The sequence below is a fragment of the Achromobacter veterisilvae genome (assembly GCF_900496975.1).
Classification (GTDB): Bacteria; Pseudomonadota; Gammaproteobacteria; order Burkholderiales; family Burkholderiaceae_B; genus Achromobacter; species Achromobacter veterisilvae.
This window is the reverse complement of the sequence record NZ_UFQC01000028.1, coordinates 30003-47509: the sequence shown is the minus strand read 5'-3', so window position 1 is coordinate 47509 and position 17507 is coordinate 30003. Positions and strand designations below refer to the sequence as shown.

18 protein-coding genes and 4 pseudogenes are annotated in these 17507 nt (G+C 57.6%); 15 read left to right on the top strand and 7 right to left on the bottom strand.

Annotated features, from left to right (window positions below; translation table 11 throughout):
- The first annotated feature begins 19 nt into the window (after positions 1 to 19).
- The 3 genes from AVE30378_RS22690 to AVE30378_RS22680 all read left to right on the top strand — a co-directional run bounded on the left by AVE30378_RS22690 (position 20) and on the right by AVE30378_RS22680 (position 2173).
- The gene (locus tag AVE30378_RS22690; protein WP_129243609.1) at positions 20 to 529 is read left to right on the top strand and encodes an alpha/beta fold hydrolase; all 510 of its coding nucleotides are present in this window, start codon (positions 20 to 22) and stop codon (positions 527 to 529) included.
- Between the two features lie 147 nt (positions 530 to 676).
- Positions 677 to 1519, top strand: a complete 843-nt coding sequence (locus tag AVE30378_RS22685) for a helix-turn-helix transcriptional regulator (protein ID WP_129243606.1) — start codon at positions 677 to 679, stop codon at positions 1517 to 1519.
- A gap of 45 nt (positions 1520 to 1564) precedes the next feature.
- Positions 1565 to 2173: a LysE family translocator gene (locus tag AVE30378_RS22680; protein ID WP_129243603.1), complete on the top strand. Its 609-nt coding sequence runs from the start codon at positions 1565 to 1567 to the stop codon at positions 2171 to 2173.
- Positions 2174 to 2937: 764 nt separating this feature from the next.
- On the opposite strand, the gene AVE30378_RS22670 is transcribed toward AVE30378_RS22680, so the two are convergent.
- Together AVE30378_RS22670 and AVE30378_RS33155 are read right to left on the bottom strand one after the other, a co-directional pair.
- Positions 2938 to 5052 carry a TonB-dependent receptor family protein gene (locus tag AVE30378_RS22670; RefSeq protein WP_129243600.1) on the bottom strand — a complete coding sequence of 705 codons (2115 nt, stop codon included), beginning with the start codon at positions 5050 to 5052 and terminating at the stop codon, positions 2938 to 2940.
- Positions 5053 to 5062: 10 nt separating this feature from the next.
- The gene (locus AVE30378_RS33155; RefSeq protein ID WP_425265789.1) at positions 5063 to 5494 is read right to left on the bottom strand and encodes a CopD family protein; all 432 of its coding nucleotides are present in this window, start codon (positions 5492 to 5494) and stop codon (positions 5063 to 5065) included.
- 371 nt (positions 5495 to 5865) lie between these two features.
- On the opposite strand from AVE30378_RS33155, the gene AVE30378_RS22660 reads away from it, so the two are divergent.
- Positions 5866 to 6828 (top strand): GlxA family transcriptional regulator, encoded by a 963-nt coding sequence (locus tag AVE30378_RS22660; protein ID WP_129243699.1) that lies wholly within the window; start codon positions 5866 to 5868, stop codon positions 6826 to 6828.
- 113 nt (positions 6829 to 6941) lie between these two features.
- Here AVE30378_RS22660 and AVE30378_RS22655 read toward each other — a convergent pair.
- Positions 6942 to 7334 (bottom strand): annotated as a pseudogene (locus AVE30378_RS22655) (transposase); the annotation flags it as partial.
- Between the two features lie 269 nt (positions 7335 to 7603).
- Here AVE30378_RS22655 and AVE30378_RS22650 point away from each other — a divergent pair.
- The 8 genes from AVE30378_RS22650 to AVE30378_RS22610 all read left to right on the top strand — a co-directional run bounded on the left by AVE30378_RS22650 (position 7604) and on the right by AVE30378_RS22610 (position 13058).
- On the top strand, positions 7604 to 8638 hold the full coding sequence (locus AVE30378_RS22650; protein ID WP_027015265.1) for a DJ-1/PfpI family protein: 1035 nt from the start codon (positions 7604 to 7606) through the stop codon (positions 8636 to 8638).
- Positions 8635 to 8970 carry a DUF3817 domain-containing protein gene (locus tag AVE30378_RS22645; protein WP_050461158.1) on the top strand — a complete coding sequence of 112 codons (336 nt, stop codon included), beginning with the start codon at positions 8635 to 8637 and terminating at the stop codon, positions 8968 to 8970. The genes AVE30378_RS22650 and AVE30378_RS22645 overlap by 4 nt, the downstream gene beginning before the upstream one ends.
- Positions 8971 to 8980: 10 nt before the next feature.
- The gene (locus AVE30378_RS22640; RefSeq protein ID WP_027015267.1) at positions 8981 to 9418 is read left to right on the top strand and encodes a CopD family protein; all 438 of its coding nucleotides are present in this window, start codon (positions 8981 to 8983) and stop codon (positions 9416 to 9418) included.
- A gap of 134 nt (positions 9419 to 9552) precedes the next feature.
- Positions 9553 to 10467 carry a LysR family transcriptional regulator gene (locus AVE30378_RS22635; protein ID WP_129243594.1) on the top strand — a complete coding sequence of 305 codons (915 nt, stop codon included), beginning with the start codon at positions 9553 to 9555 and terminating at the stop codon, positions 10465 to 10467.
- Between the two features lie 530 nt (positions 10468 to 10997).
- The gene (locus AVE30378_RS22625) at positions 10998 to 11441 is read left to right on the top strand and encodes an Rrf2 family transcriptional regulator (RefSeq protein ID WP_129243592.1); all 444 of its coding nucleotides are present in this window, start codon (positions 10998 to 11000) and stop codon (positions 11439 to 11441) included.
- Positions 11442 to 11443: 2 nt separating this feature from the next.
- Positions 11444 to 12364 (top strand): NAD(P)/FAD-dependent oxidoreductase, encoded by a 921-nt coding sequence (locus AVE30378_RS22620; RefSeq protein WP_129243589.1) that lies wholly within the window; start codon positions 11444 to 11446, stop codon positions 12362 to 12364.
- A gap of 96 nt (positions 12365 to 12460) precedes the next feature.
- Positions 12461 to 12640 (top strand): class I SAM-dependent methyltransferase, encoded by a 180-nt coding sequence (locus AVE30378_RS22615; protein WP_341868040.1) that lies wholly within the window; start codon positions 12461 to 12463, stop codon positions 12638 to 12640.
- A 103-nt stretch (positions 12641 to 12743) separates the two neighbouring features.
- Entirely contained in the window at positions 12744 to 13058 is a 315-nt protein-coding gene (locus tag AVE30378_RS22610) for a hypothetical protein (RefSeq protein WP_129243587.1), read from the top strand.
- A 167-nt stretch (positions 13059 to 13225) separates the two neighbouring features.
- On the opposite strand, the pseudogene AVE30378_RS22605 reads toward AVE30378_RS22610, so the two are convergent.
- Together AVE30378_RS22605 and AVE30378_RS22600 are read right to left on the bottom strand one after the other, a co-directional pair.
- Positions 13226 to 13375, bottom strand: a pseudogene (locus tag AVE30378_RS22605) (DUF2274 domain-containing protein); the annotation flags it as partial.
- Positions 13315 to 13527, bottom strand: coding sequence for a hypothetical protein (locus AVE30378_RS22600; protein WP_129243584.1), 213 nt, complete (start codon positions 13525 to 13527; stop codon positions 13315 to 13317). The gene AVE30378_RS22600 and the pseudogene AVE30378_RS22605, both read right to left, overlap by 61 nt.
- Positions 13528 to 13541: 14 nt before the next feature.
- Between AVE30378_RS22600 and AVE30378_RS22595 the strand changes: the two genes are divergently transcribed.
- The 3 genes from AVE30378_RS22595 to AVE30378_RS22585 are packed head-to-tail and all read left to right on the top strand — an operon-like array spanning position 13542 to position 16706.
- Positions 13542 to 14762 (top strand): tyrosine-type recombinase/integrase, encoded by a 1221-nt coding sequence (locus AVE30378_RS22595; RefSeq protein WP_129243581.1) that lies wholly within the window; start codon positions 13542 to 13544, stop codon positions 14760 to 14762.
- Entirely contained in the window at positions 14759 to 15718 is a 960-nt protein-coding gene (locus AVE30378_RS22590; RefSeq protein WP_129243578.1) for a tyrosine-type recombinase/integrase, read from the top strand. Before AVE30378_RS22595 ends, AVE30378_RS22590 begins: the two co-directional genes overlap by 4 nt.
- A complete protein-coding gene (locus AVE30378_RS22585) occupies positions 15711 to 16706 on the top strand; it encodes a tyrosine-type recombinase/integrase (protein ID WP_129243575.1) in 996 nt (331 codons plus the stop codon). Before AVE30378_RS22590 ends, AVE30378_RS22585 begins: the two co-directional genes overlap by 8 nt.
- A 91-nt stretch (positions 16707 to 16797) precedes the next feature.
- Here the strand turns inward: AVE30378_RS22585 and AVE30378_RS22580 are convergent.
- Positions 16798 to 16899: pseudogene (locus tag AVE30378_RS22580) on the bottom strand (DUF2274 domain-containing protein); the annotation flags it as partial.
- A 76-nt stretch (positions 16900 to 16975) separates the two neighbouring features.
- Positions 16976 to 17443: pseudogene (locus AVE30378_RS22575) on the bottom strand (type IV secretory system conjugative DNA transfer family protein); the annotation flags it as partial.
- Between the last annotated feature and the right edge of the window lie 64 nt (positions 17444 to 17507).

Below are 17507 nucleotides of genomic sequence, written 5' to 3'. Positions count from 1 at the left end.
TCGTGTCAGGGAGACGTTGATGCCGGATTTCGACCAAAATTTTTCGCTAGGGTTCTTCCCCGGATTTTCCGAGCTGCATGTCGAAGCTGGCGGCGTGGCATTCTGCGGTGTTACGGGTGGCTTTGGGCCACCCATGCTCTTGCTGCACGGCTATCCTCAAACTCATCTCGCATGGCGCCGCATTGCGTCACGGTTAGCCCAATCGCTCACAGTCGTAGTGCCGGACTTGCCGGGCTACGGCAATAGCCGGACATATTCAGAGCACCCGCGCTGGACAAAGCGCCGCGTGGCTGAGTCACTGATCGACTTGATGTCCAAGCTCGGACACGGTCGGTTTGGCGTTGTCGGGCATGACCGAGGGGCGCGCGCCGGGTATCGCTTGGTACTTGGCTACCCAGTCGGCCCTGCAAAATTCACGCAGCCGCCAAGGCCGAGCGATCTGAGCCGGTCTTCCTCGCCCGCTGTGCCGTTGTCAGGGCTGCGGCCAACGTGGCGAGCAGCGCAGATAGTGGCGCAAAAAGGCCCCTGAGCCCCGTAACCATCCCCTAGCCTTGGCCGTTTCGCCTAGCGTCGGGTAGCTCGCAGCCGCTGCATTGCACAAATCTTCCAGATTTTCTGTGGGTAAGGGCTAAGATGATCGTTCACCTTGGCTAACCGTTCTTCCTGCTAGGCAACCATGGCTACCGACAACTGGATCAACGTGAAGCAGGACCCCGAAAGCGGTATCGAAACCATTCGTGCCCATTTCGAGGGGCACGCCTACGATCCCCACTGGCACGACAGTTATCTAATCGGCTTCACCGAGCAGGGTGTGCAACAGTTCCACTGCCGCAAGGAGCTGCACAACAGCACCGCGGGCCAGGTGTTCATGCTGGAACCCGGTGAAATCCACGATGGCTATGCACCCGCGCCGGGCGGCTTCACATACTCCATGCTTTACTTGGACCCGCAATGGATTGAGCGGGAGTTGCGAGCATTGTTCGAGAATGCCCCCGATCACTGCCAGCCGAGTTTCGACAAGACCCTACCCTGTGAACCCGGCCTGATGCCCTGTATCGTCAACGCCGTTTTGGCGCTACAGCACAATGAGCTACGCATGGTGCGGCAGGCATCGTTGGATGCCCTGCTGGAGCGACTTTCGCGGCAACTGCTTTGGCGTACACGGGATGCGGTAGACCCGCGTCTGCCTTCGGTGGTCATTCGTGCCCGCGACTATCTGCACGGGCACTTTCAGCAGGACATCAACCTCGAGGATCTGGCCCATGCGTGCGGGGTCGACCGCTTTCGTCTCTCCCGCGCGTTCAAGGCAGCCTTTGGCCTGGCGCCGCATGCTTACCTAGTGCAATTGCGCTTGGCCCAGGCTCGGCGCCTGCTCGCGAATGGCTGGCCTCCCGCCCACGTGGCCATCGACCTGGGCTTCGCCGACCAGAGCCACCTGGGGCGCTGGTTCCGGCGGGCCTATGGCTTTACGCCGGCAATCTACCGCCGATCCTGCACAAATCTTCAAGATCACTGGTGAGTTGCTGCGGACAATCGACTCCTAGCAAGTGACTGGAGTCCGTCAATGAACACCCTCTCTTTCAACCAACTCTTGCCCTTCGTGCTCTTTGCCTTCGTTGCCTCTATCACACCGGGCCCCACCAATTTATTGATTCTCGGTGGCGCCGTCCGCCACGGTCTGCTGGCTGTTTTGCCTCTTGTGCTCGGCGCCGCTGTGGGTGCGACCGGCCTGCTGCTGGTGGTTGGCCTCGGGCTTGGTGAGATGCTTCTGCATTATCCGCTGCTACAGAATGGCATGGCCTTGGTGGGGGTGGCCTGGATCAGTTGGCTGGGTTGGAAGCTCTTCAACGCCCCGGCCAGTGGTATCGAGGTCGAAACCTCCGGCAATTGTCCAGGTGCCATCCATGGCGCCGGACTGCAACTGATCAACCCCAAGACCTGGATGATGGCGTTGTCAGTGGTGAGCGTTTTCGTCGGTGCCGGCTCAGGCCCGGCAACCTATGGTTTGTATGCGGCGATCTTCCTGTTGGTAGCGCTGCCTTGTCTGACGGTTTGGGCGTTGTTGGGCAGGGGCGCTGCTCGCCTTCTTGCATCGCCGAGGGCCATACGGTGCTTCAACCAGGGAATGGCACTGCTGCTGGTTACATCGGCCTGGATAAGCGTGCTGAGCTAGTCTTGCGTGCTCCAAGGCCAACGCACAGTCACTTTGCTGTTCGTGCTGGCGCTTCCAAATGCCCTGCAGGCTTTTGGCGATACCCAGCATTTGGGTCATGTGACGGAGGGGCGTCTGGTCGTGACCCTAGCATGGCTGACACCTATCAATCCTGATCATCGCAACCTTCGAGAAGCCAAGCTGACGCTGGAATCGGCACGCATTCCGCAATCCGAATGTTCGTCATGCAATCTGCGAGGACTATCGGGCGGCAGCACAAGAAGACCGTGCTCATGATGCAGCAGACCGCTCCGCAGGAAAAAACTGCACTGTCCTGTCCTCGTTCTATGGTCAGGAGCGCGGCATAGCGCATCACCGATCTGCATCTGGCATGCGTTGGGCTGGAAACGTCTGCGGCAAATCCATTCGAGGCGGTCATCTTCAGCCCGAAGAATCACCTGAAGACGTGCTGGCGGAGCTGCTTCCCTTCCTCCTGAGCACAGAACCGGATGAAAGGAATTGAGCTTGGTTCGGTCATTATCAAGTCGGACTTTTCAGATTCCTGCTCTATTTACTATGGATAGCGCAGCAGTCGCCAGAACCAGAAAGACAGCGTATCGGGCGACGGGACTGCATCCGGAAAAAGCTCCACCACGGCACTGTGGTTGGGGTAACAGACTTGGCGATCACTGTTCAATTTTAAATGGGCGCAGAATTTTACGAAATGCTGGTAAAAACCAACGGCGACCACCTGCTCGCTCTTCTTTAATCAGACTTGTTCATCGCTACAATCGCCACTCCAACCCGGCATAGAAAGCACGCCCATCGCCAGGAAAGTAATATGCGCCATCGCGACCTTGTACGTTGGCTTGCGCGGCTGTACCCGCGACATACTTGCGATTCGTCAGATTGCGTCCTTCGACAAACCAGCGCAAATTTCGCGCCATTTTACCGCCAACTGTTAGGCCGAACAGGGCGTACCCACCCTGCGACAATGTGTTTGCATGGTCGATTTTTGTATTACCTGGCAACCATTCGATAGAAGGCGTCATAAACAGGTAAGGTGAGATTTTCCATTCTATCTCCGCACGAAGGACATGTGGCGCAATACCAGCCAAGCGATTTTTACCATAGACAGAGTCATGATTGAAACGGAAGTCATTGAATAAATAATTAAATCGTCCTGTAGCATGAGTATAAAGGGGGATTTGCATTCCTAGTTCAATCCCTTGGTGGATGGTGCGATCTGCATTTACAGTGCCCAGGGCCACTCCATTTGCGTCATTAAGTGATAGAAGTTCACCGTGCAAGCGCGAGCGATAGATTGCCGCGTCTACCCACGAATCGCCATTCCGAAACCGATACCCTAGTTCCAATGTTGTAGCTTTCTGGTCAGAAGCGAGAGGATATGCGGGCCGTACAACCAACTCACCGAAAGGAGGAGCCTCTAAACTTCGGCTGAGATTTGCATAGATTTGTGAATTCTCGGAGTAGTTGTAGATAAGGCCGAGTTTGGGACTCACGCCCGTGAAATGTTTGCTGTAACTATTTGAGGGTGCAAAGAGGTTCCGCAAATCACGCCCCGCATACACGGCCTGTGCCCCGACCTGAAGAGTCCAAGACTCCACCAACTCATGCGAATATTCTCCATACAGCGTGTACTGGCGCCCTATCAGAACGTTATCCCGAGTTTGGCGACCGGCCTTACCATTCAAGTTGGCATAGCTGCGCTCATCCGCCCGGTGTTTCATAAACGAAGCCCCTACTACCAACCGTCGTGTTAATGCTCCCTTTGACAGATTAAGGATCCCCCTGCTGTCCATGCCTGTATCTATAGACTGTTGATCGAGAATGCCATAGGCCATGGAGTGCAATCGGTCCCGGTTAGCAAGATAAATTGAACTAATCCATTTCACCTTATCTGTAGGAGTCCACTCCAATTTTAGAGCTGCGCGACTCATTCGATAGTTGTTATCTGCATCCAGCTCAGCGTAGCCTGGTGCGCTTTGATGGCGGTCAGCCCTCATGGCTGATCTGGTGAGAGCACCTGGCAATTGCAGCTTACTGTCAATATGGGTTAAGTAAAGGCGCGCATACCACGCAGAATTGAACATCAACCCGACATTTCCTGAGAATCGGGTTGCGCGCGTCCTTGCGTGATCGCGATGACCGTCTTGCTCGCTATGTGATAGGCTCAAAAATCCATCCAAGCGTTCATTGGCTCCTGCAAAGGAAGCGTGACTTTGACTCTGGCCATAAGATCCTGTCTGCGCTCGCAGGACAACATGCGGTGCGGTCCAACCAGTTGGAGTGACGAAATTTACCGCCCCTCCAAGGCTATTTCCTCCAAACTCCAACGCATTCGCACCGCGCCAAATCTCGACGTACTCAGCAGCAAGTGGATCGATTGATTGGAAGTCACCGGCTCCGTCGGCATGGCTTAACGGTATACCGTCTTGATAAAGATAGATGCCGCGAAGCAAGAACCCCCGTTGAATACCGGAACCACGTATCGAAAAACGCGTTTCCTCGCCGTGTCGAGTCTGGGCATAAACTCCGGGAGCGTATGACATTACATCAGCCATGTTTCCGGCTCGGCCATCGCGATAGTCTTTCGCATCGACCACGCTGGTTCCACCAGCACGATACGCCATTTCTTCCCGCGCCTGTTCGAGCCGCTCTCTGGCTAGATCATCGGGCGTCAGAGAACCTGTTACGGTGACGGTGGGCAATGCGGCCACCTCTTCAGTCTGAGCCCATGCTGGGCCGGCAGGCGTCGAACCTAGGAAAATTGCTAATAAGGAAAGGGCGACCTTGCCGAAGAAAACCGGACGAGTAAGTGTATCTACATGCCAAAGAGTTTGATCCGAGTTGCCGGTATATAAAAATATTTTGATCATGCGGTACAGCTTATGAGTGGATTGGCTTGCAAATAGCGAGCGTCACGATAAGCGCCAAAGCCGCAGTAACAATCATGGGGCCGGCTCTGTACCACGATGACTCTAATAATGCATCGCCCGCCACTCGCTTCTTTAAGGCTGATCTGAGTAATCGATGCAGGCCGGTCAGGACAATTGCGAGAATAACCTTCCCAATTAGCCAATTTTGCTCCATCCAGCCGCCACTGATTGCCATAAGAAATCCAAGCCCAAGAACTGTAAGCATGGCCGGCACGGTTACATAGTGATCCCACCAAAGAAGCGTACGGCCAATACTCCTCTCGTGAGGCAGAACTACACCATAAACCCGTGACCAGCCCGACATTACGAGAGCCAAACTCATTACCCCCCCGGAGAAGGTCAGCGCTGCTATTAGGTGGAGGGTTTTTAGTGATAAATACATTATCGAGGAATTGGCAGACATTTCTATGGCAAGAAGGTATACGCTGCTATCAGCGCAAACGTATCAGCCATACACAAAAAATCCACCGATCTCTCAGCATAGTGAAATACGCCGCCATAGATTATCTCCATTGTGGCCAGCGCGAGATTCGTAGACCCCTCTTTGGAACCAAACAGAGTTCTGTCAAAACGGATCAATTGCGGCTGCGCGGCTTGATGACGAAAGGATGCCTATTGAGAATCGTTGCGACTGCACATCGCGTGAAGCTCAATGCATTCGATTTTCTTGGATAGCGTTGATTCGGGGAACTGGCTAGAATGACAACAATCGACTATTTTTCGCCAACCTTCCTACTCGTTGCCAGCATCCAGATGAAGCCTCCTTTGCAGCACTCACCACACAAGGTCGTCTGTTTAGTAGTACCGGGGGTGCTGTCATTCGACCTAGCGACTGCCTGCGAGACCTTTCGCTTCGCAACACACGAGAACGGCCTTCCTTGCTACCAAGTGGCCGTATGTGCAGAGCAGGATGAGATGGACGCTGGTCCGTTCTCGCTGCGAATTCGCCACAATCTGGCTATTCTGAAGACTGCAGATACGATCATCGTGCCGGGCGTCCATACGCCACAGCGAGCACTGACGCCTGGAGTAACCGAAGCACTTCGCACTGCATTAATGAGGGGAACGCGGATTGCATCTATCTGCACTGGAGCATTCGTTCTGGCAGAGACCGGCCTATTAGATGGTCTTTGTGCTACCACTCATTGGGCTGCTGCCGCAGATCTGCAGCGCCTTTACCCAAAAATTAATGTGGACCCTCGGGTACTTTTTGTAGACAACGGACAGGTACTCACTTCGGCAGGGGCTGCCGCAGGCCTTGATCTTTGCCTGTACATGATCCGCCGTGACTTTGGTGTCGCGGTGGCATCGCAGGTGGCCCGACTGTCGGTTGTGCCGCTGCAGCGTGAGGGCGGGCAAGCACAGTTCATCCCTCCCAAGCCCCAAGGAGCTGACAGGAGTCTTCAACCTTTGCTCACTTGGGCCTTGGCCAATCTACATAAACCGCTGTCTTTGGTCTTGCTTGCTCGCCAGGCACACACCAGCCCGCGGACACTACATAGGCGATTCCACGAACAGTATGGAGAGTCACCGGCTCAGTGGATTATTCGCGCAAGAGTTCGACGGGCACAAGAGTTACTGGAACGTAGCGGACTTACAGTAGAGCAGATCGTGGGAGAAGTGGGCCTTGGTTCCGCCGCCAACTTCCGTCTGCAGTTTCAGCGCATAGTAGGAGTCAGTCCTCGCCAATATAGAAAGAACTTTGGAGATAGCTGAGCGAGACACAATAATCTGACCGAGTTGGTGAAGATCGGATTCAACCTTTGCCAGATTCGATCTGGCGATGTGGTTGTACGCTGTTATTGCACATATTCCCCGCCATGATGGACAACAAGGGCGAGCGCGCAATCCACTTTTTTGTCGCGGCATACTCCACGGCTTCCTTTAGGATTTCGTTCTTCAGGATCTTCTTGCCGAGCACGCGCTGGAGCTTGGTGAATCGCCCCGGGGAGATTCATGGTGATTTCCGCATGGGCCGCCGCCAGCTCAGATGCCGGCACGACTGCCTCGCCAGCCGAGACCGCCGTCAAGACACCCTAGCGCTCAGGCTTGCATCACTGGAACAGCAGTCCCGCCGAGACACCTTCCTGGCGTGCCAGCAACGACACACTCATGCCCGGCTCATAAGTACGGCGCACCAGGGCCGCCTTCTCTGAAAGCGGCCAGCGCCTAGGGCACAGGTCCTTTGCCACTACCTCTACTGACTCCGTATGCCTAGTCATATGCACAGCCCTGTTCCTATCTCTAAAGATAAGCGACAGGACGGGGCCGGGGAATCAGGGGGCTGCTCCAAGGAGATGCTTGGCTTGAATCAGTCGATAAGTGTCCATTTGGCCAGTTGGCGGCCGTACTGCGGCACTCCATACTTTGCTCGTAGCCGCAGTTGTTCCGGCATATCGGACCTGTTTACTTGTTGTGACCTATGCAAACAATGGATGTAGTCGCAAATGACCTCAGTAACTCATATACCGCTGCGCGAGCACCGCTTAAGGTGCAGATTGCGCTGTTCAACGGCTTCGACCTGTTAGATGCAATAGCTCCATACGAGGTGTTCCTGGCAGCTGGAGAACTCAGTGCAGTTCCCGTCCACGTTGAACTGGTCAGTGCCGAGGGTGCCCGTGATGTCCCGTGCGGTGTCAGCGGCGTGCGCATCCCGGCTAGCGCAGCCTTGGCTCCCCATGATGGCGGTATCGTCTTGGTGCCGGGTGCCGCCGGTAAGGTGAGCGGAGATGGCTCCGAATCCGTCCCGCAATTGCTGCTTCAGGCATCGCAAACGCAACTGTCCTCTGCTATGCGAGAAGCAATGGAAGATCCGGACGTCATCGTGGCCACGGTATGCGGCGGGTCATTGATTCTTGCCATGGCCGATTTGCTTAAGGGACGTTGTGCGACAACCCATCACATGGGCCTAGAGCTATTGAGTGCGCTGGGGGCACTGCCAATGTCAGGTCGGGTTGTCGACGACGGCGACTTAGTCACTGGTGGTGGCGTCACGTCCGGCCTAGACGTGGCTCTTTACTTGCTTGAACGCGAACTTGGTGCGGATGTAGCGCTTGGTGTTGAAAAGCTCTTTGAATATGAGCGGCGCGGCACCGTCTGGCGCAGCGCCAGTCTCAATGGGCAGCGGCCTGATACCGTAGCAGTTTCCCAGCTACACGAAATCTCCGTTAACAAGCCCGCTTCCGCACTGGATGCGGGCGATGAGCGTTTGGCTAATCGATTTATCGGCGTCTGGAAAGTTGAGTTGGCAACGCCGATCGGCGCATTGCAAATCACGTTGGACATTTCATCCCTGCAAGGCATCTTGCATGGTCGGGCAACGCAAGGAGATCAAACGGTGTCGTTCCAAGATATCTCCCTTCACGGCGATTGTCTTCAATGGACTCAGCGCGTGACCAAGCCTATGCGGCTGACATTGAGATTCTCAGTCACGGTGGAGGCTGACGTAATGACAGGTACTGCAAAGGCCGGCCTTCTGCCGGCATCGAGGTTAACTGGCAGCAGGATAATCGAGGTTCACGCATGATGCCCCTGTCGAAAGTAGACGCCGAAATCCTTCAGGTGCGTCGCATGCGGGTGGCCTCATTAGTGGAGGGCGCTACGTTGGTGTTGCTACTAGGGGTGGCGGTTCCGCTCAAGCACTTGGCTGGAATGCCGACTGCAACGACGTTGCTAGGCCCCATCCACGGCCTAGCGTTCATATTCTACTTCTGGACGCTAGTGGGATCGATCTCTGGCTATGGTTGGTCACGATCTGAGCGTGTCTTCATGGTGTTGGCCGCTTTGATTCCCTTTGGGGCGTTTGCCTGCGAACGCAGACTCGCGAAACGCGAGGCAACCCTAGCTTCCCAACGTTGAATGAATGGTCATGCTGTATTTATCGATCAAAGCGGTGCACCTGTCGGCCGCCATCACGTGGATGGGAGGGCAATTGTTCCTTATGCTCTCAATAGCATTTTCCCGGCACACCTTGAAGGCTTACGACCGCGATGCAGGGCTAGCGTACCTCACACTGGTACATCGTTGGGATCAGCATGTGACCACCCCGGCAATGATGGTGACATGGGCACTAGGACTGTACCTTGCGCTGCAAGGTGGATGGTTTCCCCAACCGTGGTTACTGGTGAAGTTAGTACTGGTCGCGGGTCTCTCTGCGAGTCATGGATTGCTGCGGGGGCGACTTCGCAGGCTTTCTTTTGATGACGGGGCCAATTTGCACAATGGTCGCGGTGTCGTTATGCCTTCGATCTTGCTTGGGAGTACGGTGTTGCTTGTCGCACTGTTGGTATGCATTAAACCAATCTGACTTACTATTTTTTACTCGACTGCCGGGCGTCTTCCAGGCTGTCGCCAGGGCCGACGAATAAGAGCAGATGCTGGCTTTCAGTCGTCGATGGTGCCCCTTGGGTCTAGAGAGCAACGGGGTGAAGAGAGGTCGAAATGGAACTTCGTCACTTACGATGTTTTCTTGCAGTCGCTGAAGAACTGCACTTTGCTCGCGCCGCTGAGAGGCTGCACATCGACCAATCGCCGCTATCTCGCACCATCAAAGAGCTGGAAGAAGAGTTGGGGGTACTGCTATTCATTCGTACCACCCGCAGTACGCAACTGACTCGAGCGGGACACTTGTTTCTGGAGCATGTTCCGCGTGTATTTATGATGCTGGATCAAGCTCTCGACAGCGTCAAAGCCGCCGCTAGAGGATTTCACGGTCAGTTACGTGTGGCCTTATCTGACGGAATCATGCCATCGCGCTTACCTGCACTGCTGGCGCAATGTCGTGAGGAAGATCCTGAGGTGGATATTCGATTGTTCGAAATTCCTTTGGCCCAGCAAATCGCTGGTTTGCACGATGGCATCTATGATGCCGGATTTTCGATGGCTGAAGATGCCGGCGATGGAATCGTGGCCACTCCTGTCTGGGAGGATGAAGTGATGGTTGCGGTACCGGCGCGCCATCCCGTGCTAGCTTTCAAGAAAATTCCGCTAGTTGAAGTGTTGCGCTACCCGCTAGTACTGGGATATCCTGTCATATGCGAGGGGCACGCTCGCCAGATTGACCGCATTCTGCGAATGCAGGTACAAGAACCACTGGTTGCTCAACGCGTAGGCAGCTTTGATGTAATGATGACTTTAGTTTCTGCGGGTTTGGCCTTGGGCTTAGCAGGCGCAGCGCATATTGCTTCCACCCGAGAGTCAGGCATCGTGGCTCGACCGCTAGAGGGTAATCCTCTGATGCTGGCAACCTACTTGCTGCACCGCGACGCTGAGCCGGCCCCTATATTGGCCCGGTTTGTCGAACGGTCGACTGCTGTCGATTCGAAATTTGACCGTCCCACAATTGACAAGTTCTGAAGCATTCAGCGGAACAACAATTGCACCGACTCGAGTGATATCACCGATTCCACGGTTCGCCCGCTGACACGGGCCAGGTCAAGAACCCGACGACAGGCGAGAATGCCCCCGCAGCACTTTGCGGTACCGGTTTTGAGGCGTGGCATGGAGGCTCCATAGCGCTGCCCGGAAGGATGTCCGCGAACCGTCCTTCGTGGCGCGTTGGGCAGGAACCACAGCGTTGAGGGCGGCACACATTTGCACAACCTACCGTATGAAGCGCCAGCGTGTTCGCCAGCGCCCCGTCCATTGCGGCGGGGCGCTGGTCGGGCCGGTCCGGCGCAGCCGGTTCGGCTGCATCAAGGATGCGCCAAGCATCGCACGGCGGGGATGGCCCGCAGGGCTGCCCCCTGAAGGCAAGCGTCAGCGCGCAGCGCCTCAGGTGTGAAGGCGTGAGCAACTGTCTTGAATGTCAAGCGCAGGCGGCTCGACCGGATCCACATTCCAAGTCGGTCTTGACATACATCCAAATATGCAACATCATTAGTTACATGAAACGCGATAGCCGTCTGTCTTCCGTCCTGCATGCCCTTCTGCACATGGCCGAGCAGGAGGGCCCCGTCACTTCAGAAACCCTGGCGCAATGCCTGGGTACCAACCCAGTCGTTGTCCGGCGCACCATGGGATACCTGCGAGAAGCGGGCATCGTCACGTCCGATCGAGGCCATGCGGGAGGATGGCGCATTCATGCCGACCTCGGCACCGTCACCCTGCGCCAGTTGCACGAAGCACTCGGCGAGCCGACGATGTTTGCCATCGGTAACCGCAACGAGACACCGGAGTGCCTGGTCGAACAAGCGGTGAATGCCGCGCTCGAAGGTACGTTTGCCGAGGCCGAAGCGCTGCTGCTGAAGCGGTTCTCAGAAATCACCCTTGCCGATCTGGCCGCTGACTTTGCGCGCCGGCATGCGGCAGTGCGACGCAAAAGGAGTTGAACATGCACTACGATGTGATCATCGTCGGCGGAAGCTACGCAGGAATGGCTGCAGCCCTGCAACTTGTACGAGCGCGTAGGTCCGTGCTGATGATCGATGCAGGCGAGCGGCGCAACCGCTTCGCAAGCCATTCGCATGGTTTTCTCGGCCAGGATGGCGTGCCCCCCGGCGAGATCGCGGCGAACGCCCGCCGCCAGCTTAAAGCCTATCCAACTTTGACCTGGCTCGAAGCTCGTGTTGAGGCCGTTACGGGACAAGTGGACGAATTCACGGTCAGGATGCCTGACGGCGGATCGCATCAAGGCCGCCGCATGCTGCTAGCCACCGGTGTGACCGACCACCTTCCTGCCGTCGTCGGACTTGCTGAACGCTGGGGTAAGACCGTCTTCCATTGCCCGTACTGCCATGGCTACGAGATCGGACAAGGCCACATCGGTATCGTCGGCGCCAGTCCGATGTCCATCCATCAGGCCGAACTGCTCACCGACTGGGGTGATGTGACCTTACTCGTCAATGGTGCTGTGGATCTGAGTCAGGACGCTAGGTTCGCCTTGGAGCGCCGGGGCGTGGCGATCGAGGAGGCCACGATCGACAGGATCGAAGGGCATGCTGATGTGGTGATGGCCGACGGGCGGAGGCTGAGTTTCACGGGCCTGTTCACGGCGACACGCACCTCTCCTTCCAGTTCCCTGGCCGAAGCCATGGGCTGCGCGCTGGAAGAGACGCCCATGGGCATCCAGGTTCGCACCGATGCCGAGAGCAAGACCTCAGTGACTGGTGTATTCGCCTGTGGTGACGTGGCGCGGGCACCCCATTCGGTGTCGCTTGCCGTGGGTAACGGTGCCATGGCAGGCGCCCAGGTCCACCGTTCGCTGCTATGGCCTGAGACCCCCGTTCCCACGCAAACGGAAGGCCGCATTTGATGCCCCCGTTCTCCGAACCCGGCGATTGTATCGAGCTATTTTGAGAAAATAGCGAGGACTGTGCCTGTCTTTCTGGACTTGCACAGGATGGCAGGCGTGCTGTTGGCCGAACGTGCGCCTGCCGACGCAGACATTCTGGTGCTCGGCGCTGGCGGCGGGCCGGAGCTGAAGGCCTTCACCGAGATGCAGCCTGGCTGGCGCCTCTACGGCGTTGATGCCTCCGCCGAGATGCTCGATCTCGCCCGATGGCTCAGGCACTTTTTCCATATACCCTGACGCCACTCGAATCGGGAGAAAGCAATGAGGAGTACATACTTCCCGTTGCCCTGGGGCTCCAGCCAACTTCACGGTTCGCGCGCTTGCCGCTGAGAACAGTCGAATGAATGACCTCATTGACGAGCCGACCGTCAACGATCCGATGGCTCTATTTTGCTATGTCCCAGGGAATGGATGCCGGTCAGGCAGCGTCAAGGCAGCTGTGGATGGAACTGTCCACGGTCGCGGCGAGGATGTGAGAGCTGCGTTCTCGGAGAACGGTCTGGATCTGAAGTTCCGTCAGCCAGTGGATACCGACAGCCAGGAGCGAGTGATCAGTGTGCGCGGCTTTGGTGATGCGGCCAGACAGATGGCCAACCAAATCGCGGCGAACTACGAAAAAAGTTCCGGCGTCAAGTCTTTCGTGCAAAGCATGTAGAGCTTGAAACCGTATATGGGACGGTAGGTTAGCTCTTTTCCGAGCCTGCTTTGCAGGCTAGGAGAAAAGCGTCAGGAGAGAAAGCCGCATCGCACCGCGTCGTGCTGGACTACCGAGAGCCGGCTGGCTTATCGCATCGTCATAGCCCAAAGGCTTGGCGGCATCCATCATGTCTGCTTTGATGGCGCACTCCGGATCGCCGCGCCCTTTCTGAACCCTCGATCCCCCGCCATGAACGCCTCCAGCATGTGCGGAATCAACTTCTCTGCATCAACTGCTTCGCCATATGCGTGCGCGTGCAGCGTGGCGTAGCGGTCGAAATGTTGTCGGCAACATTACGACCGCTATGTTGCGGCCAAAGATATGTGTTTGCGATGCCTGCCTTGATATCTGCTCCCAGGCTATCGGTCCAGATGTAGGGCCATTGACGCAACATAAATTCGATCATCTGCTGGTCTTCCTTGTTCATCTTGGAGGCCAGTCATGTTCGAGACCCTTTTCAATTCTCAGTTGGTCGTAGCGCGCCACCGATCCGGCCCATTCGCCTTGGAGCGGGAGCGCTACTTGCACCATGGCACCACAGTAGGCGCGACAGATTCCACGCAGCGGCATCGCGCTCACATCCTGCTGCGGTTCGCGCGCAAGATGTCGCCGGGCGACCGCGAAGGCGTGGACGCACAGCGTCTTGAGGACATCATCGGCGCCATCAGCCCGTCACCTACACCGAAGTGTGCCCTGACCATGGTCACAATAGCCCGTCCATGGTTGAAGTACCTCGGATGGTGGTACGAGCCGCAACGACCTGAAGCCTTTGTCGATCAACTTCAGGAGTTTGTGCGATGGATGCGTGACGAGCGCGGCCTGGCACCATGCACCATCGAGCAATGGCGAGACCGTGTCGCAACATTCCTGCTTTGGTGCAGGCAGACTGGCCGCAGTCTGGCAACCCTGGAGCCGGAAGACATCGATGCGTACTTCGTGACGTATGGCGCTGGCCGCTGGTCACGGGTGTCGGCGCGGTACGTCGCCACCATGCTGCGGGTGTTCCTGCGCCACGCGGCGGACAGCGGATTGTGCCAGGCACGACTGGCCGACTCGATCCTGAGCCCGCGCCACTACCGCTTGCAGACGCTCCCATATGCTCCGGGATGGGACGACGTGCAACGATTGATCTCCACGGCAGCAAGTGACTCGGAGGCCGATCTACGGGATCGCGCCATCATGCTGTTGCTGGCTGTGTACGGCCTGCGAAGCGGGGAAGTCGTTGCGCTCAGGCTGGACGATATCGACTTCGACCGTCAACAGCTCCGGATCTGGCGGCTCAAGCGCCGCCAACCCCAGACCTATCCCCTGGTCGCTTCGGTTGCCCAGGCTCTGCACGAGTACATCGACACCGCACGGCCGGCTGTAGAACATGCACAGGTCTTCATTCGCGTGCAGGCACCTCGCATACCCATCAGCAGGCGGGCCATCTACGACATCGTCGCGAGACGCTTTGAAGGGCTGGACGTGACACTTGCCCATCATGGCCCCCATGCGTTGCGTCACGCGTGTGCTTCCAAGATGCTCGCAGAAGGGCTGACGCTCAAGGAGATCGGAGACCATCTTGGCCACCTCAGCGCCGAATCGACCGCGATCTATACCAAGGTGGACCTGGCCGCGCTGCGGCAAGTCGGCCAGTTCGATCTGGGAGGCCTGCAATGAAGACCAGCGAACTCATCGAGCATTACTTGGCAGCCCGGCGCGCAACCGGCACGAGGCTCAAGAGCGCTGAGCGTCTGCTCTACCAGTTCGCCAGGGAAACAGGCGATCTGCCCTTGGCAGAGGTGACGCCTGCAGCCGTATCGGCGTTCCTGCATGGGCATGGCAAGCTCACCACAGGCTGGACGACACGCTATGGAAGATTGAGCGGCCTGTACCGCTTCGCCATTGCGCGAGGCCACATCCATGTATCGCCCCTGCCGCAGCAACGTCCCAGGTTACCGCCACCACTCACTCCGTACGTGTACTCGCACGAGGAATTGCAACGACTGCTGGACGCCACGGATTCGTTGGCAACCCCGATGAGTGAGTTACAGGCCCCGACCTTCAGGGCATTGCTGTTGCTGCTGTATGCCTGCGGGCTTCGTATCAGCGAAGCCTTGCACCTGACGTTGGCGGACTTGGATCGAACACGGCAATTGCTCATCGTGCGCGAGACGAAGTTCTACAAGACAAGGCTCGTCCCGCTGGGAGAGGCTGCCTACCATTCGCTGTCTTGCTACGTTGACCTGCGTTGCCGCGAACTGCCGATGCCCGAGGGACTGTCCTCGGCATTGTTCGCAACGCGCACAGGCCACGGGCTGTGCTATCAGAGAGGAATTCTTCTGTTCCGCAAGGTGCGTGCCCGAGCCGGGATTGGTCGCCCACCCGGCGAACGTCAACCGCCACGCATGCATGACCTGAGGCATACCGCAGCAGTTCATCGAGTGGTGAATTGGTATCAGGAAGGCAAGGACGTACAGCAATTGCTGCCGTATCTGGCAACCTACCTGGGTCACGTGAGAATCGCCTCGACCCAGCGATACCTGCATATGACACCGGAGTTGCTGCACCAGGCGAGCTTGCGCTTCGCCCAGTACGCCAGCCTCGACGCATGCGAGGAGGATGGCGATGCGTGATCACTCGCTGTTGGCGCCCTGGGTGCGCCGCTTCCTCCTCGAACACCTGGTGGCCGAGCGCAACCTCGCACGCAACACCCAGGTCAGCTATCGGGACGCCTTGACCCAGTTGCTGCCCTTCGTGGCCAGTGCCGTGCGCAAGGATGTCGATCGCCTATCGGTCGAAGATGTATCTGACGAGCGAATCCGCGCATTCCTCGATCACGTCGAGCGTGATCGCACCTGCAGCGTGCTCACGCGCAACCAGCGTCTTGCGGCGCTGCATTCGATGGCGCGCTTCATCGGATCGCGATCACCGGAACATGCAGCATGGTGCGCTCAGGTTCGCTCGATTCCCTTCAAGAAGGCGGCCAGGACGACGGTCGGCTACCTGGACAAGCCAGAGCTTGATGCACTGCTTCGAGTGCCCGAACGCGGCTCAGCGCTCGGCGCGCGCGACTATGCACTGCTGCTGTTCCTCTACAACAGCGGTGCGCGAGCCGATGAAGCCGCGACGCTGAAGGTCGCAAACCTGATGCTCGGAACGTCGCCGGCTGTGCGTATCTTGGGTAAGGGCAGCAAATGGCGGGTGTGCCCGCTATGGCCTCAGACAGTCGCCGTCTTGCGTCCCTTGGTGAACGGTCGCGACCCCGAAGACTCTGTGTTCCAAGGTCGCACGGGCGAGCCGATGACACGCTTTGGCGTGCACCGTGTCGTGACATGCTGCGCGGCACTTGCCGCCAACAGCGTCACGTCGATGGCGGACAAGCGGATCAGTCCACACACGATTCGACACACGACGGCCGTCCATCTGCTGCGTGCCGGCGTGGACATCAACACCATCCGCGCATGGCTCGGACACGCCTCACTCGATACGACCAACATCTATGCCGAGGTTGACCTTGAGATGAAGGCCAAAGCGCTGGCCAGCGTCGATATCACTGGGTTGCCGGCATTGCCCAGACCACGAAAGCCACCGGCTGTCATGGACTTCCTGAGCCAACTGTAGGGCACTGGCGGCTGGAATTTATGTGCGCTGTGCTGGCGCCTCTACCTCAATGAAGGCACCAGCGCATGCACCACGAACACATATCTTTGGCCGCAACATAACGGTCGAGGTCGGCTTTCAGGCTGGCCGGGCAAGCGAAGGTCAGCTTCACGCTTTCGGTCTTGGGCAGCGGCCCATATGCCGTATTCGGCATATGGGCCGCTGCTTCTTGGTCGCGCTCATTGCGAAGCTCCCCGATTGAAGAACAGCGGCTGGTACGGCCGCAGCACCAGGTCGTATGCCGCGTCCGGAACTATGCCGAGTTGGATGACCACCGCCTCGTCGGGCGGAAGCTGCATGACTTCGCCGGGCGTTAGCAGCGGGCGCGCGGTTTCCTGACGCGACACCATCAGGTGGCCCAGCCACGGCGCGAGCCGGTGGCCCGCGTAGTTGCGCTGGGCGCGCAGCTCGGTGGCCGTGCCCAGCGTCTCGGAGATCCGTTTGGCGGTGCGCTCGTCGTTCGTGGCGAACGTCACGCGCACATGGCAGTTGTCCAGAATCGAATGGTTCTGGCCGTAGGCTTTGTCGATCTGGTTGAGCGACTGCGCGATGAGGAAGCTACGGATGCCGTAGCCGGCCATGAAGGCCAAGGCCGTCTCGAAGAAATCGAGCCTGCCGAGCGCAGGGAACTCGTCGAGCATCAGCAGCAGCTTGTGGCGGCGCTCGATGCCATCCGAGCCATCGAGCGATTCGGTGAGGCCAGGAATGCGATGACATTCACCATTTCGATGGGTTTCGAGGGCCGCCCTAACGGATACCTCC

Excerpts from the sequence above, each read along its gene's own strand:
- AVE30378_RS22595 (WP_129243581.1), top strand. The coding sequence starts at position 13,542 with ATGTTCGAGACCCTTTTCAATTCTCAGTTGGTCGTAGCGCGCCACCGA.
- AVE30378_RS22620 (WP_129243589.1), top strand. The coding sequence starts at position 11,444 with ATGCACTACGATGTGATCATCGTCGGCGGAAGCTACGCAGGAATGGCT.
- AVE30378_RS22635 (WP_129243594.1), top strand. The coding sequence starts at position 9,553 with ATGGAACTTCGTCACTTACGATGTTTTCTTGCAGTCGCTGAAGAACTG.
- AVE30378_RS22640 (WP_027015267.1), top strand. The coding sequence starts at position 8,981 with ATGCTGTATTTATCGATCAAAGCGGTGCACCTGTCGGCCGCCATCACG.
- AVE30378_RS22600 (WP_129243584.1), bottom strand. The coding sequence starts at position 13,527 with ATGAACAAGGAAGACCAGCAGATGATCGAATTTATGTTGCGTCAATGG.
- AVE30378_RS22690 (WP_129243609.1), top strand. The coding sequence starts at position 20 with ATGCCGGATTTCGACCAAAATTTTTCGCTAGGGTTCTTCCCCGGATTT.
- AVE30378_RS22670 (WP_129243600.1), bottom strand. The coding sequence starts at position 5,052 with ATGATCAAAATATTTTTATATACCGGCAACTCGGATCAAACTCTTTGG.
- AVE30378_RS22645 (WP_050461158.1), top strand. The coding sequence starts at position 8,635 with ATGATGCCCCTGTCGAAAGTAGACGCCGAAATCCTTCAGGTGCGTCGC.
- AVE30378_RS22625 (WP_129243592.1), top strand. The coding sequence starts at position 10,998 with ATGAAACGCGATAGCCGTCTGTCTTCCGTCCTGCATGCCCTTCTGCAC.
- AVE30378_RS22610 (WP_129243587.1), top strand. The coding sequence starts at position 12,744 with ATGAATGACCTCATTGACGAGCCGACCGTCAACGATCCGATGGCTCTA.
- AVE30378_RS33155 (WP_425265789.1), bottom strand. The coding sequence starts at position 5,494 with ATGTATTTATCACTAAAAACCCTCCACCTAATAGCAGCGCTGACCTTC.
- AVE30378_RS22585 (WP_129243575.1), top strand. The coding sequence starts at position 15,711 with ATGCGTGATCACTCGCTGTTGGCGCCCTGGGTGCGCCGCTTCCTCCTC.
- AVE30378_RS22660 (WP_129243699.1), top strand. The coding sequence starts at position 5,866 with ATGAAGCCTCCTTTGCAGCACTCACCACACAAGGTCGTCTGTTTAGTA.
- AVE30378_RS22685 (WP_129243606.1), top strand. The coding sequence starts at position 677 with ATGGCTACCGACAACTGGATCAACGTGAAGCAGGACCCCGAAAGCGGT.
- AVE30378_RS22680 (WP_129243603.1), top strand. The coding sequence starts at position 1,565 with ATGAACACCCTCTCTTTCAACCAACTCTTGCCCTTCGTGCTCTTTGCC.
- AVE30378_RS22590 (WP_129243578.1), top strand. The coding sequence starts at position 14,759 with ATGAAGACCAGCGAACTCATCGAGCATTACTTGGCAGCCCGGCGCGCA.